Here is a 16,385-nt window from a genome sequence, read left to right on the forward strand (position 1 = left end):
ATTGTTAGCCTACACCAATTGGAATAAATAGTAAGAATGAGAGGATGAGGGATGCTCATCCTCTTCTTATAAAGAAAGAGGTGATTGTACTTGCCTGACTTTTCTATTTTGACAAACAACATTGATATGTATTTAGAAGGATTTAAATACACGGTAATGTCTAGTGTAATTGCGCTAATAGGAAGTTTTATTTTAGGGGTTATTATGGCGGTGATGCGCATTGCACCTATTCGTATTTTAAATTGGATTGGATCCATCTTTGTAGAGTTTGTAAGAAATATTCCACTCGTATTAATTGCATTCATTTTCTATTTTGCCCTGCCTGTAATAGGAATTACTTTTAATGGATTTGTAGCAGGAACTGTCGCGCTTACAGTGTATACAGCAGCTTTTATTGCGGAAGTCATTCGCGCCGGTATTTTATCCGTTGCAAAAGGGCAAATGGAAGCAGCACGGTCTTCAGGGTTAACGTATGTACAGGCGATGTATTATGTTGTCTTACCTCAAGCGATGAAAATCGTAATCCCTCCCCTAGGAAATCAATTTCTCAATTTAGTAAAAAACTCATCCATACTCGGAATTATCGCTGGTATGGATTTAATGTATCAAGGAGACTTAATTTCAACGAAGACGTTTGTTACGTTTGATGTCTATATATTTGTCGGGATGTTTTATTTAATATTAACAATTCCGCTCAGTATGCTAGTGCGTTATTTAGAAAAACGCTTAGCAAAGGAGGCGGTGTAAATGGATTTTAAGGGAGCAATTACAGGAGATCATATTCTGTTTTTATTAAAAGGATTACTTATAACGTTAGAGGTAGCGCTCGTAGCAATTGTACTTAGCTTTATTATTGGTAGTGTAATAGGGATATTGCGCTACATGAAAATACCTGTCGTCTCACAAGTATTAGGAATTATCGTTGAAGTAATTCGAAATTTACCACTACTTTTAATTATATTTTTCACATATTTTGCACTCCCAGAAGCGGGCTTGAAATTAGAAATTATAACAGCTGTAATTGTTGCTTTAACAATATTTGAAGCAGCAATGATATCTGAAATTGTTCGAAGTGGTCTATTATCGATTGAAAAAGGGCAGATTGAGGCCGCAAGATCTTCAGGATTAACGTATGTTCAAGCACTTTGGCATATTATTTTGCCACAAGCATTACGAAGAATGGTCCCACCGCTTGTCAGTCAGTTTATTTCATTGCTGAAAGATACATCATTAGCAGTTGGTATATCACTGCCGGAGCTTATGCATAATGCTCAAATTATTAGCGGGCAGAATGTAAATTATATGATTCCAACGTTTATAGTAGTAGCTTGTATGTATTTTGTTGTAAACTACGGTTTATCAATTTTATCTAGAAGATTAGAAATACGTTAACTCTTACAAAAAAATGTAAGAGTTTTTTCCTTATAAATACTTTTTTTCCTCAAATTAGTATTGTGAGCTCTTAATATTTGAATTTTTATATTGTTTTATCAGAAAAGTTTTAATTTTATATAGAAATTGTAATCGCTTTCGTGTATATTTTTATTATCAGAAAATTTTAAAAAGAGATAGGGGTACTTGTAGGGGGAGGATTAAGATGCAGCAAACAACGAATGAGCAATTACATCGTACGATGAAGAGTAGACATTTATTTATGATCGCACTAGGTGGTGTAATCGGAACTGGTTTTTTTCTAGGTTCAGGTTACACCATTAATCAGGCTGGACCAGGGGGAGCCATCCTTTCATATTTAGTGGGCGGATTTATTATGTATTTAACAATGCTTTGTCTTGGAGAGCTAACGGTAGCAATGCCAGTTTCAGGATCTTTCCAAAAGTATGCGACGAAGTTTATTGGACCAGGAACTGGATTTATGATCGGTTGGCTATACTGGATTGGATGGGCAGTAACAGTAGGATTAGAATTAACATCGATCGGTTTAATGATGAAAAGATGGTTTCCGAATGTTGATGTTTGGGTATGGTGTCTCGTATTCGGAGTTATTTTATATGCTTCAAATGCAATATCAGCGAAGAGTTATGCTGAATTAGAGTTTTGGTTCTCTAGTATTAAAGTAGTTACAATTATTGCATTCATTCTACTTGGTGGTAGCGCATTACTAGGATTCTTACCATACGATGGAAAAGAAGCAGCGCCTCTTTTCTCTAACTTTGTAAGTGATGGTGGGCTATTCCCGAATGGACTAGCCGCAGTGCTTCTTACGATGATTACAGTTAACTTTTCCTTCCAAGGAACAGAGTTAATCGGGATTGCAGCAGGAGAGAGTCAGAATCCTGAAAAAACAATTCCACGTGCGATTCGTAATACAGTATGGCGCATTATGTTATTCTTCATTTTAACAATGACAATTTTAGTAGGGTTAATTTCTTGGAAAGAAGCAGGGATAATTGAAAGCCCATTCGTAGTTGTATTTGATAAAATCGGTATTCCATATGCAGCTGATATTATGAACTTCGTTATTATTACAGCTCTTCTATCTGTAGCGAACTCAGGGTTATATGCAGCAACGCGTATACTATGGTCACTTGCAAATGAAGGAATGGCACCAACTTCTTTCAAGAAAGTAAATAAACGTGGTATTCCGATTACAGCGTTAGTCGTAACAATTGCAGTAGCGGGCCTTTCTTTATTAACAAGCTTCCTTGCAGAAGATACAGTATATATGTACTTATTATCTATAGCTGGTTTATCGGCTGTTTCAAGTTGGATCATTATTGCTTTATCACAACTTCGCTTTAGAAGTCAGTATTTAAAAGGCGGAGGAAAATTAGAGGACTTAAAGTATAGAACACCACTATACCCGCTTGTTCCAATTTTAGCTTTAATTACAAATAGCATCGTTGTTATTAGTTTAGCGTTTATTCCAGAACAAAGAATGGCTTTATATTGTGGTATTCCATTTATCATTTTCTGCTACATATATTATTATATGAGTAAGAAACGGAAGAAACCGATGAAAGTGGAGATGGAAGCAAAGTATGAAAATAAAAATTAAGCATGATGATATAGAGGCAGATTTATCGTATGGTCAATTAGCGATTGGGAAAGAAAACGGATATTCACCGTTACAATTACTCGTTTCTTCTATCGCGGGATGTAGTGCAATTGTTTTTCGAACGATTTTAGAAAAGAAACGTATTGCATACGATACGTTTACAATTGAAGCTGAAATTGGGAGAAGTGAAGCTTTATCAAAACCAGTTGAAAGTGTTCATTTGCACTATAAAATTAAAGCAGAAAACATTACAGAAGAGCAATTGGACAAGGCACTACAACTTGCAGTGAAAAATTGTACGATTGTTCAATCGGTAAAAGATAGTATAAAAGTTACGGAAACAATTGAACTAATAAAATGAAACATAAAAACGTGAGAATACGGCTCTCACGTTTTTATGTTTTTAATACAGGGGGAAATATGATGGAATGTTTAGGGTGTAAATTAGCCAACGAAGAAGAAATTATATATAAAATATATGAAGATGACTATGTAACATGCTTTTTAGATCATGAACCTTTCTATTCAGGTCATACTTTAATTGTGCCAAAGCGACATGTTGTAGAAGTACACGAATTAGATGATGTTGTAGCAAAATCAATTATGGATGCTTCTAAGCTTATTGCAAAAGCGATTAAGGTATTATATGAACCAGATGGAATTACGATTTGTCAAAATGGTGGAATCTTTAACGAATTAACACATTACCATATGCATGTCGTACCGAGATATAAAGAGCGTTCGTTTGCTGAGTTTTATACGGTACAACCGGGAGAGAACCAGAGTCATGGCTTTGAAGAGGCACAGACATTGTTAAAAGAGGCGATAGAGAACATACTGCATCCCGAAAAGGCGTAAGAGGAATTTTCTTACGCTTTTTAGTCTTCATACATATTTAAAATCTCTTTCGCACGTATGCGTAAACCATCTATTAATTCTTTCGGTTCTAAAACTTTTGCATCTTTTCCAAGTCTATAAAATAAAGGCGTAATAAAGTTGATTTCTCCTTTATCAATTGTTGTATTTATATATCCTGTCCCATCTTCGTTTACTATAACGAACTCTTCAAGGTAAGGAACGCTTTTACATTGGCGCACGCCTTCTGTCGTTAATAAAACATGTAACTGAGTAGGAATGTTTATTACGTCAGAGTTAGAGGCAAACCATTTTTCTAAATTTATGAATGTATCTTCATTTTCTTCCGTTGATAATATAGAAAGAATACGATCGACGCGATACAGTAATACCTTTTTTCTACTAAAGTCATAGGATGGCAAATACCATAAACCGTCGTGAGCATATACACCGATAGGATGAACATGTTTTGTTTTTATTCCAGATTTAGATTCGTATTGAAAGTGTAAATTTTTATTTTCAATAGCCGCGGTTAACACTTCTTTTAAAAATGGTGTCTCAATTGTTCTCTTCGGATTCCAAAAAGCGATATAAGAACGTATTTTATCGACTTTAACTTTCGCATCATTTTGTAGAGAGCTATACAGTTTATGAGTAACAGAATTGATTTCTGTATTAAAAGGCAAGTCTCGATAGTAGCTTAAAGATTGAAAAGCAAAAAAGATGGAAACTGCTTCTTCTTCGGTAAATAAAATGGGGGGAAGCATGTTGTTTGTTAATACTTTATATCCTCCGTTGCGACCTTGTTCAGCGTAAATGGGTAATCCCATATCACTTAAATCTAAAATATATCTATGGACAGTACGAACGGATATATTGAACTCATCAGCTATTTCTTGAGCTGTAAATGTTTTTTTCGTAGAAGCAAATATAAGAATGTCTAGTAAACGTTTTGCTTTTGACAAATATATCACTCGTTTCTTTTTTAACATGACATTAATTGTCATGTTTTACGGTTAGTATATTGTTTATATCATAATTTTATCAAGATGAGACGCAAGGAGGAAAAGATATGTCACGTGAAATTGTTTTATTTATTGCAGCGAGCTTAGATGGATTTATCGCGAAAGAAGACGATGATTTAGAGTGGTTAATCGAAACGGAAGGAGAAGGCGACAACGGTTATACAGAGATGTATGAATCGATTGATACGATAATCATGGGAAAGAGAACGTACGATTATGTGATAGAGCATATGGAACCATTCCCGTACCTAGATAAGAAATGTTATGTTTTTTCTAATTCTGAAAAAAGTTCAAACGAACATGTAGAGTTTGTAAATGGAGATGTAGTGGAGTTTACAAAAAAGTTAAAAGAGCAGGAAGGGTCTAAAATATGGATGGTTGGTGGAGGGAGTCTACTGAGAGAATTTTTTAGGAATAATCTAATTGATGAATATGTTGTTACGATTACACCTCACATATTAGGTTCTGGTATTCCGCTATTTAAAGAAAAGAACCCGGAAATTAATTTAACTTTAATGGATACAAAACGTTTTGGTCAGTTTGTAAATCTATATTATAAAGTAAAGTCCTAGAGGATAAGAAAACACGACTATTGATGTATAGTCGTGTTTTTATATAGACGGCAATGAAATTGTAAAGCAAGATCCGTGATCAATTTCACTTGTAACAGTAATATTACCGCCGTGTAGCTCTACAATTTCTTGTACGATGGAAAGCCCTAAACCAGTGCCTCCTGTAGCTCTAGAGCGCGCTTTATCAACACGGTAAAAGCGGTCGAAAATGTGAGGGAGGTCTTCAGGGGGAATACCTTCTCCCTTGTCCTCAATTTTGATGGAAATATGTTTATGTTCTTCTGTAACAGAAATATTAATATGAGAATGTTCTTTTGAATGTCTATACGCGTTATTTAAAATGTTAGCCATAACTTGTTCAAAGCGCTGCTCATCTAGCTTTACTAAGAGTGAGAGAGGACATGTGAAAACAACTTTAATTTGTTTTTCTCCATACATCACATTTATTTTTTCAGTGATGCGAGTAAGGAAAGTGTGTAAATGCACTTCTTTTACTTGAATGAAAAAGTTATGCTTTTCCATTTGAGCGAGTGAAAATAAATCTTGAACTAAGTTTGTAATATAATCAGATTCGTCTTTTATAATGGATAAGTATTGTAAACGTTGCTCAGGAGATGTATTTTCTTTTAATGCAATGTCAGCATAACCTCTTACGTACGTTAAAGGTGTTCGTAATTCATGAGCAACACTCGCTAGAAATTCACTTCTTTCTGTTTTCATATAATGTAAATCATTTGCTAGAGTTTGAATAGATTCTGCTAGTTCACCAATTTCGTCATTTCGAGTAGTCGTTAATGAAACTGATAAATCGCCCTTACTCATTTTTTCAGTCGCTTGTTTCATGTGTAACAATGGTTTTGTTAATAAACGTGATAATAGAAAAATGGTGATGGCTGTTAATAGAAAAGTAATGACTCCAGCAATAATGAATTGTCTTGTTAGTCCGTTAACCATGTCTTCGATTGATTCCGTTCCGAGAAACATATATACATAGCCTTCCGTTTTTCCTGCCACTACAATTGGGCTAACTGTACATATATAATTAGATGTTTTCCAATGATTCTCTATAATCGCTCCATCATGATCTGTTCGTGTTTGCATTCCTTCAATATGTTTTTTTATAGTAGTATTTATTTCATTGGATTTAGCTAGTACTTCTTTATTTGCATTTGTAATAATAACAGTTGTTTCAGCTTCGGATTCCATTAAAGCAACATGGGAGATTGTTTGCTTATCAAAATACTTTTCAAGGACATCTCGGTGACTATTTCCACGCTTTAATAAAGCAGTCATTTCTTCATTTACTCTAGTGTTCACAAGGCTATAATAGAGCAAGACAAATAGAACACTTTCGATTAAAAGTGTAACAATTAGAAAATAAAATCCGAGTTGAATAGAAATTCGCTTCATCGCTTTGCTCCTTAATCTAGGGTATCAATCCATCGATACCCTACTCCATATACAGTTTTTAAATGGTGATCAATAGGGAAATTTACTTTTCGTAATTTATCACGCAAATTACGAATATGTGAATCGACTGTTCTATCTTCTGTATTTGTATTCAATCCCCAAATTCGTTCAATGAGCTGATCACGGCTTAATACATAGTTCACATGACGTAAAAATAATCCGAGTAAAGAGAATTCGATTGGTGTGAGAAGAAGTTCTTCATTATAGACAGAAATGAAATGTTTGGCCTCATCCCATAAAATGCCGTGATATTGGATTTGCGCGTGTTGATTTGTTCGCCTTAAAACAGCTTCAATTCTTGCGAAAAGCTCCTCTTCGTGGAATGGTTTCGTCACGTAATCATCCGCTCCAAGTTTTAACCCTTGGATGACATCTACCGTTTGATCACGAGCAGTTACCATAATGATTGGAATGTTACTAAATGATCGAATTCTTTTGCACGTTTCCCACCCGTCCATCTTTGGCATCATAATATCGAGTAAAACAAATTTGAAGTTTCGATTTTCTATATGTGAAATAGCTTCTTCTCCGGACACTGCACATACGCAGTTGTATCCGATTGGAGTAAGATAAAGTGATAATAATTCAAGCATTCTCGGTTCATCATCTACAAGTAGTATATCGATCATAGAGTACCTCCGCATTTGTAGTTATTACTTAAATTGTAAGTCAAAATCATGAAGAAATGGTGCAGATTATAATGTATCTGCATAATTTCTTCAGAATTGCTTGTTATTGTAAAGTTGAAATTCCATTTTAGGTAATAAGATTGGTTCGAAAACAATTACGGGGGCGATATAGTGAAAAAGATGACCCGAATTTTTGGGATAACAATAATTGCGGCAGTTGGTCTTGCGGCATGCGGACAAACGAATACAGATCATAAAAATCATGAATCTACAAAAGAGAAGAAAACAGAGCAAAGGGAAATGAAAATGAATCAGGAGATAACTGCGCCGAAAGAAATGAATGCCGGGGCATCAGAGGATTTATTAACGACAAGTTTAAAAAATGTAACGAGATTAAATACAAATAATCCTCTGCAAATGGCAGTGTTAACTTCGCAAACGATATGGCCAGCAACGCATAAAGAGAATCAGCCAGGTGCTGTTATTTTAGTGCCAGTGAACGAGTGGCAATTGGGTATTGCAAGTGCGGATCTTATTCATCATCCGAATAACGGACCGATTTTATTTATAGAAAAAGAAGTGGTACCCGAAATGACGTTAAAAGAAATAAAACGATTAAATCCGCTCGGAACGAAAGATGGAACGCAAATTATGGTGATGGGGGATGTAGGGGCATCTGCGCTTGAGCAATTAAAAGAGTATAAAGTGAAGCAAATAAAAGAAACGGATTCAGCTAAATTTGCTAAAGATGTTGATAAAGAATATGCCGATATAACAGGGAATTATCCAAATAGCGTTATTATCGGTTCGTCTGAAGAAGAAGGACGTTTATATACAACACCAGCTGTAAATTGGATTTCTCATATGCCAGAGCCACTTTTATATACAGAAAAAGATAAGGTGCCAGAAGCGACAGTAGAGGCATTAAAAATGAGAAAAGATAAAGCAAATATATATGTGTTAGGACCAGAAAAAATCATTTCAAAAGAAGTAGAAAAAGAGTTAAGTAAATACGGTAAAGTAACACGTATTAGTGGGGAGACTCCAACAGAAAATTCGGTTGCATTTGCGAAATTTAAAGATAAAAAAACGAAATTTGGCTGGGGGTTCACAAAACCTGGTCACGGTTTGTCGTTTGTTTCGAGTAAAACACCAGACTTAGCAATTGCGGGAGCACCGTTTTCACATATGGGTAAACATGCCCCTGTTGTTTTGCTTGAGGAAGGAAGAGCTTCACAACCAGTTTATGACTTCCTTGCTACTATTCAGCCGAAGTTTAAAGATGATCCAACACTTGGACCGTATAACCATGGTTTCCTATTAGGAAGTACTAGTGATATTTCATTTGAAACACAAGGTATATTGGATGAGAGGTTAGAAATTGTTCAGGAAAGTGGTCAAGGTCACGGTGGACATTAATGAAATGAGAAAAGACGCTGCTAAGGTAGCGTCTTTTCTTTAGGAAACTTTTACATAGCACAACATCCTTTGCTCGTTATATAATAGCCTTCGTGCAGTCGGCCCTGATTTTCTTACGGAGAAAATCAAATGATAAAAGAGTAGAGGAGTGTTACTTTGTTTCAAACTATAAAAAATGAATGGTTCTCAAATGTGAGAGGGGACGTGCTATCGGGGATTGTTGTTGCTTTAGCATTAATTCCTGAAGCGATAGCTTTTTCTGTTATTGCAGGTGTAGATCCGACGGTTGGATTGTACGCGGCCTTTTGTATTGCGGTTACAATCTCATTTGTTGGCGGAAGACCTGGGATGATCTCGGCGGCAACGGGTGCGATGGCATTATTAATGGTGACACTCGTTAAAGATCATGGTTTGCAATATTTATTTGCTGTGACAATAGTAACAGGTATTGTTCAAATTATTTTTGGCTTGTTCAAACTGAGTTCATTTATGAAGTTTGTTCCTAAATCCGTTATGAGTGGGTTTTTAAATTCACTTGGAATTTTAGTTTTTACAGCACAATTGCCACATTTTAAAAATGCAACTTGGCAAATGTATGCACTTGTCGCATTAGGACTTGCAATTATATATGTATTTCCACGTATTACGAAGGCTGTACCGTCTACACTGATTTCAATTATTATTGTGACAAGTATTGCACTTATGAGCGGATTACAGTTGAAAACAGTAGGGGATATGGGAAGCTTACCGAAAGAATTACCGTTCTTTAGTATACCTGATGTGCCGTTTACACTTGAGACATTAGGTATTATTTTACCGTACTCAGTTATGCTTGCAATTATCGGCTTACTAGAGTCATTATTAACAGCTTCGGTTTTAGACGATATGACACATACGGAAAGTAATAAACATAAGGAAGCACGTGGGCAAGGTATTGCAAACATTGTCGCTGGTTTCTTCGGAGGAATGGCAGGATGTGCAATGATTGGTCAATCTGTTATTAATATTAAATCAGGTGGACGAGGTCGGTTATCAACGTTTGTAGCCGGTGGTTTTTTAATCGTATTGCTATTTGTTTTAGGGGATTACGTTGTTCATATTCCGATGGCAGCTTTAGTTGCAGTTATGATTATGGTTTCAATCGGAACATTTGATTGGAACTCTGTAGCAACAATTCATAAAGTACCAAAAGGAAACGCATTTGTTATGATCGTAACAGTTGTGATTGTCCTAATCACACATAATTTAGGATTAGGTGTAATTATCGGAACGATAATTAGTGCGGTTTTATTTGCATTCAATATGGCAAAGATTCACGTGAAACATTTGTATATTGAAAATAAGAAAATATATGAAATTCACGGCCAACTATTCTTCGCATCTACGGCAGAGTATATAAATGCTTTTTCATACAATGAAGGTGTGAAAGAAATTGAGATGAACTTTACTCATGCACACGTATGGGATGATTCAGCAGTAGCGGCAATTGATAAAGTTATAATGAAGTATGAACAGAACGGTGTGAAAGTAAGGATCACAGGGTTAAATGAACGAAGCTCGAAGATTGTTTCAAATTTGGCTACCTATAATAAGAGAATTGCTAGTTAGAAGCCTCCTTTTTAGGGGGCTTTATTATATAATACGAGTAGGATAACGAAAAGGGGATTCAGCATATGTACAAACAAATTTTATTAGCATGTGATGGTTCTGAACATGCACTTCGAGCAGCCGAGCATGCAACATATATTGCGAAATTTAACGAAGAAACACATGTTGAAGTTGTGTACGTAGTAGATAATAGAACGGCAAAATCAGATATTATACAAGGACAAACGGATTTAGAAACAATATCAGCTAGTCGAAAAGATAAATTAAAAGAGATTGAGGGTTTATTAAAGAAAGAGAACATTTCCTACAAAATTACGATTCTACATGGCGATCCAGGAGATACGATTGTTCAATATGTAAATACAGGAGATATAGATCTTGTTATTGCTGGGAGTAGAGGGCTAAATACACTGCAAGAGATGGTGCTTGGTAGTGTAAGTCATAAAATAGCAAAGCGTGTGAAATGCCCGATTATGATTATAAAATAAATTGAGTGAGATAGTCTGTATTGTAAGCGAGACCTTGATATAATTCGAGGTCTTTTTTGATGTATAGAGGGGGAGATTATGGCCATACTAGATATAAGTTTAGAGGGAAATTGTTAACTTACAAATTTGTAAGTTAGTTGTCAGTGAAATCGATGTTATGAAATTTTTTCCATTGATAAAATAAGAATATCAAAGGGGATATAGGGAGGATGGAAGGTATGAAATCATTTCAAAATTTGTCTTATAGCCAAGGAATAAGTTTAATTTGTTTAGGTGGATTTGCTGGATCTGTTATGTTAGCTGTTTTAATAAAGATGTTTCAGCAAATGTTTTAATCGTATGAATAGAAAATAGAAGGGAATTGATTAATATAAATAGCAAGAGAAGAACGATAAATAAAAAATAGCTCTTAGCATGTAAGTAAATGCTGAGAGCTATTTTTATGTTTATTTTTCTACACATTATATTTTGTTTAAACTGCTTTTGATTTTGCAGATCCTGTATTTAAAGTAAGAGCAAGGAAGAACATTGCAAGCACACAAGAAGCAAGGAGCAAAATGAATCCGCCGTCCCATCCGAATCCATCTACAATAAAGCCCATAGCTGCGCTAGCGAAAGTAGCTCCGCCTAGGTAACCGAAGAACCCAGTTAACCCAGCGGCAGTTCCAGCAGCTTTCTTTGGTGCTAAGTCTAGCGCGTGAAGACCAATTAACATAACAGGTCCGTAAATTAAAAATCCAATGGAAACAAGTGCGATACTATCAATGATTGGATGCCCAGCAGGATTTAGCCAGTAAACAAGAACGGCAATGAATACACCGACCATAAATAAAATACCAGCAGGTGCGCGGCGCCCCTTAAATAGTTTATCACTCATCCATCCGCAAAGAAGTGTACCTGGAATACCAGCCCATTCGTATAGAGCATAAGCTGTACGTGAGCTACTATGAGTAAAGCTTTTTTCTTCTACTAAATAAGTAGGAGCCCAGTCTACAACGCCGTAACGAACGAAATAAACAAAAACGTTAGCGATAGCGATATACCATAAAAATTTATTGTTTAATATGTATGTAAATAAAATTTCCTTTACTGAAAGCTCGCGTTCACGGTCCGCTACTTTTTCATCTGATGGATATTCCCCAGTATGTTCTTCAATAGAAGGTAATCCGCAAGATTGAGGTGTATCTCTCATCGTAATTAATACATAAATACCCACTAAAATTGAAAGAATACCTGGGAAGTAAAATATACTTTTCCAGTCATTTGCAAAGAAATATAAGCCTAATGTAACGAGAGAAGGCATAAGCGCGCCGCCGACATTATGAGCGACGTTCCAAATAGACATTTTTGTACCACGTTCACTAACGGAGAACCAGTGAACCATCGTACGACCACAAGGAGGCCATCCCATACCTTGTACCCATCCATTTAAAAACTGAAGTACAAACATAAGTATAATGCTCGTTGTAATGAAAGAAAATGAGCCGAAAATAATATTAATGATACCGGATAAAAATAGCCCAGCTGCTAAAAAGTAGCGAGGATTACAACGATCGGATACGATACCCATAAGAAATTTACTTAATCCGTAAGCGATAGATACTGCTGAAAGGATAACCCCAAGTTCCCCTTTACTAAAGCCTTGTTCGATTAAGTATGGCATTGCGAGTGAAAAGTTTTTTCGAACAAAGTAGTAACCCGCATAACCGATGAAGATGCCTAAGAATACTTGCAAACGCAATTTGCGGTATTCGCTATCAGTGCGATCAGCTGGTAAGCGTTCTGCGTGGGGCGCAGGTTTAAATAATTGTGTGAAAAACATAAAATGAAAATCCTCCCCTAATTAATTAGAAGCGTTTTAAGACAGAGAGAGAATACAAAAAGGCTATGAAATATAAAAAAGTTCCCTTTTTTATGATTCATAGCCGTATACTCCGATTCTCCGTGACTGTCAATATTAACTTCGACGAAAATTATACAACTTTGTGACAGAAATGTAAACGTTTTTATAAAGAAAGTTGTTGACGTAGTTTGTTTGTGGGATTAATATTTAAATACGTTAAATATTTTATTGCTTAAATAAGAGGTGGATAACATGCCAAATGATATGACTCATATTGATAAGATTCAAGCTCTTACATTCGCTATAGGGAAGAAAATGCAAACAGAGCTATTAGAACAAATGCAAGCATCAGGACTTACACCACCGCAGTTTTATATTTTAAAGATTTTAGATCATTACGGAGCTTCAAGAGCGACACAATTGGCGGAGAAAATGTACGTGAAACCGAGTGCGATTACAGTAATGATTGATCGTTTAATTGATCACGGGTTAGTAGAGCGCTATCACGACGATAATGATCGCCGCGTTGTTATCATTGAGCTAACTAAAAAGGGGAAAGCTACAGTAGAAGAAGCGATGGCGGCTCGTAATGAGCATATTGCAAAATACTTCTCACACTTAGAATTACAAGAGAGGGAAGATTTGTTACGCCTCTTTGAAAAGCTAGAAACAATTATTTGCGGGACACAAGAGAAAAAAGAGAAAAACTAAGAGGAATTGAGGAGATTACATGGAGCAACAAGAAAATCAGAATAGAAAGTTGTTGTTAATCGGTTTAGTAATCGCAATGCTATTTGCTGCATTGGACGGAACAATCGTTGGTACAGCAATGCCCCGTATCGTCGGTGAACTAGGCGGATTAAGTTTAATGACATGGTTAACAACAGCTTACATGTTAACATCAACAACGGTTGTACCGATTGCAGGTAAATTAGCGGATTTACTTGGGCGTCGTAACGTATATATAGCAGGATTAATTATCTTTATGGCTGGTTCAGCTTTATGTGGTATGGCAAACGGTATGACAGAATTAATTATTTTCCGTGGTATTCAAGGTCTTGGTGGCGGTATTATGATGCCAATGGCTATGATTATTATCGGAGATATGTTCACGGGAAAAGAACGTGCTAAATGGCAAGGTATTTTTGGAGCTCTATATGGTCTTGCCTCTGTAATTGGACCACAAGTTGGTGGTTGGATTGTAGACGCAGTGGACTGGAGATGGGTATTCTATATTAACTTACCAGTTGGTATTTTAGCGACAATCTTTATTGCAATGGGATTAAAAGCACATAAACAAACAGGACCAATTAAAATTGATATCGCTGGAATCTTCACGATGATTCTCGGTGTTGTAAGTTTATTACTTGCGTTAACGTTTGGCGGGAAAGATTATGCATGGGGTTCTTGGCAAATTATCGGGTTATTTGCACTAGCTGCCATTGGTATTGTTAGCTTTGTTATTGTTGAAACGAAGGCTGAAGAACCAATTTTACCGATGCACTTCTTTAAAAACCGCACATTTACACTACTGAATGCGATCGGTTTCTTTATGAGTATCGGAATGTTTGGAGCAATTATGTTCGTACCGTTCTTTATGCAAGGAATTGTAGGCGTAAGTGCTGCTGAATCAGGAACGATTATGACACCGATGATGATCACAATGATCGTTATGAGTATTATCGGTGGTCAACTTGTATTAAAAGTTGGTGTGAAACCACAAATTATTACAGGGATGCTTATTATGGCTAGTGGTTTCTGGTTATTAACAACGATGGATATGCACACAACTAAGCTTACCGCTACTTCTTATATGATGATTATCGGTTTAGGAATGGGTCTTGTTATGCCGATATTAACATTAGCATTACAAGAAAGCTTCCCGAAAAAAGATCTTGGTGTTGTAACATCATCAAGTCAATTCTTCCGTCAAATCGGTGGAACGTTTGGGATTACAATTTTAGGATCAATTATGAATAACACTTCAGGTACAACGTTAACAAATAAATTAGTACCTGTATTAGATACATTCCCAAAAGAAGCGGGACAAATGGTAACAAAATTGAAAGATATGATTCATACAGATCCACAGAGTTTATATTCGATGCTCTTTAGTCCAGAGGCATTAAAACAAATGCCAGAAGCATTTTCTAACAGTATCGTACCGGTTTTGAAAAGTTCTTTGGTGGATTCGCTTCATACTGTATTTTTAACAGGATTAGTATTTATCGTAGTAGGTGCAATCTTTACGATTTTCTTACAGAAGATTAAACTATCTGATCGTAAAAAAGCTGCAGAAGAGCCTGCTGTAGAAGAGAAAGAACAAACTGTATCATATTCATAATGAAAAAGCATCGCCTTATGGCGGTGCTTTTTTTGAGTATAACCTTAAAAGCTTTTTAGTGAGAAATGATTGACGTATTTTCATAAATGCGTTATATTATTTTCTGTAAACGGTTACATGAAATGAGGAGAAAAGAGAATGAGTACGATTAAAGACGTTGCAAAATTAGCAGGGGTATCTGTTGCGACCGTTTCCAGAGTGTTAAATAAAAATGGATATGTTCATGAGGATACATTAAAAAAAGTAGAGCGAGCAATTGAAATGCTAGATTATAAACCTAGTACAGTAGCACGTTCTTTATATAATAAAAAATCTCGTTTAATTGGCTTAGTTGTTCCAAATATCGTGAATCCATTCTTTCCAGAAGTTGCACGTGCCGTAGAAGATGTAGCACATAAGCAAGGTTACACAGTTGTCCTTTGTAACTCTGATGAAAATTTAGAAAAAGAGAAACAATACATTGATGTGCTTAGACAAAATAATGTGGATGGGTTTATTGTGGCAACGAATCCACAAAATAGTGTTAATTACATGAATTTGTCTATTCCAGTTGTTGCGATTGACCGTATGTTTAATGAGCGCATTCCTACTGTATATGCAGATAACTATGCAGGGAGTCAGGCGGCGACAAAGTTATTAATAGACAAAGGGTGTAAACATATTGCACATATTCGTGGACCTCGTGATGTGAGTACAGCCAATGAACGTTTTGAAGGTTTTGTAGACGTTATTACGCAAAATAATCTTTCTTATATGATTGCAGAGAGTACATTCGATCCAGCTAATAGTGAACGGGTAGCGGTGGAATTATTAGAAGAATATCCGCATATTGATGGAATTGTTGCTGGGAATGATTTAATTGCAATCGGCGTTGTAAAGGCTGCACTTCAAAAGGGAATTTCTATCCCAGACGATTTACAAATTATAGGATTCGATGGAATTTCTTTAACAGAAATGATGTATCCATCTATTACAACTGTTGCACAGCCAATTTATGAAATGGGGAAAATTGCAACAGAGTTGTTGTTAGAGCAGATGGAAGGAAATCCATTAGAAGAGAAACACTATCGTTTACCGATTGAAATTATAGAACGAAATACAACGAAGTAAGGAGAT

The 16,385-nt window shown here is 35.8% G+C and carries 17 protein-coding genes; 13 read left to right on the plus strand and 4 right to left on the minus strand.

Annotated elements, in window-relative coordinates; all coding sequences use genetic code 11:
• Window positions 1-90 precede the first annotated feature (90 nt).
• From V7038_RS06415 to V7038_RS06435, 5 genes are all read left to right on the plus strand, one after another.
• Window positions 91-747 carry an amino acid ABC transporter permease gene (locus V7038_RS06415; RefSeq protein ID WP_002114080.1) on the plus strand — a complete coding sequence of 219 codons (657 nt, stop codon included), beginning with the start codon at window positions 91-93 and terminating at the stop codon, window positions 745-747.
• Window positions 748-1,392, plus strand: a complete 645-nt coding sequence (locus V7038_RS06420) for an amino acid ABC transporter permease (RefSeq protein ID WP_002029756.1) — start codon at window positions 748-750, stop codon at window positions 1,390-1,392.
• A 205-nt stretch (window positions 1,393-1,597) separates the two neighbouring features.
• Window positions 1,598-3,016 (plus strand): amino acid permease, encoded by a 1,419-nt coding sequence (locus V7038_RS06425; RefSeq protein WP_002114084.1) that lies wholly within the window; start codon window positions 1,598-1,600, stop codon window positions 3,014-3,016.
• A complete protein-coding gene (locus tag V7038_RS06430) occupies window positions 3,000-3,377 on the plus strand; it encodes an OsmC family protein (protein ID WP_335469562.1) in 378 nt (125 codons plus the stop codon). The genes V7038_RS06425 and V7038_RS06430 overlap by 17 nt, the downstream gene beginning before the upstream one ends.
• A 62-nt stretch (window positions 3,378-3,439) precedes the next feature.
• The gene (locus V7038_RS06435; RefSeq protein ID WP_002114093.1) at window positions 3,440-3,874 is read left to right on the plus strand and encodes an HIT family protein; all 435 of its coding nucleotides are present in this window, start codon (window positions 3,440-3,442) and stop codon (window positions 3,872-3,874) included.
• Between the two features lie 20 nt (window positions 3,875-3,894).
• Here V7038_RS06435 and V7038_RS06440 read toward each other — a convergent pair whose 3' ends face one another.
• Window positions 3,895-4,836 (minus strand): helix-turn-helix transcriptional regulator, encoded by a 942-nt coding sequence (locus V7038_RS06440; protein WP_283751182.1) that lies wholly within the window; start codon window positions 4,834-4,836, stop codon window positions 3,895-3,897.
• A gap of 107 nt (window positions 4,837-4,943) precedes the next feature.
• Here V7038_RS06440 and V7038_RS06445 point away from each other — a divergent pair, with 107 nt between their 5' ends.
• Window positions 4,944-5,468 (plus strand): dihydrofolate reductase family protein, encoded by a 525-nt coding sequence (locus tag V7038_RS06445; RefSeq protein WP_002114097.1) that lies wholly within the window; start codon window positions 4,944-4,946, stop codon window positions 5,466-5,468.
• Window positions 5,469-5,507: 39 nt separating this feature from the next.
• On the opposite strand, the gene V7038_RS06450 is transcribed toward V7038_RS06445, so the two are convergent.
• Together V7038_RS06450 and V7038_RS06455 are read right to left on the minus strand one after the other, a co-directional pair.
• The gene (locus tag V7038_RS06450; protein WP_002114100.1) at window positions 5,508-6,878 is read right to left on the minus strand and encodes a sensor histidine kinase; all 1,371 of its coding nucleotides are present in this window, start codon (window positions 6,876-6,878) and stop codon (window positions 5,508-5,510) included.
• An 11-nt stretch (window positions 6,879-6,889) separates the two neighbouring features.
• The gene (locus V7038_RS06455; RefSeq protein ID WP_002114103.1) at window positions 6,890-7,567 is read right to left on the minus strand and encodes a response regulator transcription factor; all 678 of its coding nucleotides are present in this window, start codon (window positions 7,565-7,567) and stop codon (window positions 6,890-6,892) included.
• Window positions 7,568-7,738: 171 nt separating this feature from the next.
• On the opposite strand from V7038_RS06455, the gene V7038_RS06460 reads away from it, so the two are divergent.
• The 4 genes from V7038_RS06460 (at window position 7,739) to V7038_RS06475 (ending at window position 11,417) form a co-directional block, all read left to right on the plus strand.
• The gene (locus V7038_RS06460) at window positions 7,739-8,986 is read left to right on the plus strand and encodes a hypothetical protein (protein WP_002114106.1); all 1,248 of its coding nucleotides are present in this window, start codon (window positions 7,739-7,741) and stop codon (window positions 8,984-8,986) included.
• 156 nt (window positions 8,987-9,142) lie between these two features.
• On the plus strand, window positions 9,143-10,594 hold the full coding sequence (locus V7038_RS06465) for a SulP family inorganic anion transporter (RefSeq protein WP_002114108.1): 1,452 nt from the start codon (window positions 9,143-9,145) through the stop codon (window positions 10,592-10,594).
• A gap of 65 nt (window positions 10,595-10,659) precedes the next feature.
• On the plus strand, window positions 10,660-11,082 hold the full coding sequence (locus tag V7038_RS06470) for a universal stress protein (protein WP_002114109.1): 423 nt from the start codon (window positions 10,660-10,662) through the stop codon (window positions 11,080-11,082).
• Window positions 11,083-11,300: 218 nt separating this feature from the next.
• Complete coding sequence (locus V7038_RS06475) at window positions 11,301-11,417, plus strand: DUF4027 family protein (protein WP_002114110.1); 117 nt, start codon at window positions 11,301-11,303, stop codon at window positions 11,415-11,417.
• A 137-nt stretch (window positions 11,418-11,554) separates the two neighbouring features.
• On the opposite strand, the gene glpT is transcribed toward V7038_RS06475, so the two are convergent.
• Window positions 11,555-12,904, minus strand: a complete 1,350-nt coding sequence (gene glpT, locus V7038_RS06480; RefSeq protein ID WP_002114112.1) for a glycerol-3-phosphate transporter — start codon at window positions 12,902-12,904, stop codon at window positions 11,555-11,557.
• 273 nt (window positions 12,905-13,177) lie between these two features.
• On the opposite strand from glpT, the gene V7038_RS06485 reads away from it, so the two are divergent.
• The 3 genes from V7038_RS06485 to rbsR all read left to right on the plus strand — a co-directional run bounded on the left by V7038_RS06485 (window position 13,178) and on the right by rbsR (window position 16,379).
• Window positions 13,178-13,636: a MarR family winged helix-turn-helix transcriptional regulator gene (locus tag V7038_RS06485; protein ID WP_002114114.1), complete on the plus strand. Its 459-nt coding sequence runs from the start codon at window positions 13,178-13,180 to the stop codon at window positions 13,634-13,636.
• Window positions 13,637-13,655: 19 nt separating this feature from the next.
• On the plus strand, window positions 13,656-15,269 hold the full coding sequence (locus V7038_RS06490) for an MDR family MFS transporter (RefSeq protein ID WP_002114116.1): 1,614 nt from the start codon (window positions 13,656-13,658) through the stop codon (window positions 15,267-15,269).
• Window positions 15,270-15,407: 138 nt separating this feature from the next.
• The gene (rbsR, locus tag V7038_RS06495) at window positions 15,408-16,379 is read left to right on the plus strand and encodes a ribose operon transcriptional repressor RbsR (protein WP_002114118.1); all 972 of its coding nucleotides are present in this window, start codon (window positions 15,408-15,410) and stop codon (window positions 16,377-16,379) included.
• Window positions 16,380-16,385 lie beyond the last annotated feature (6 nt).

It is taken from the genome of Bacillus sp. JJ783, from assembly GCF_036963225.1.
GTDB lineage: Bacteria > Bacillota > Bacilli > Bacillales > Bacillaceae_G > Bacillus_A > Bacillus_A cereus_U.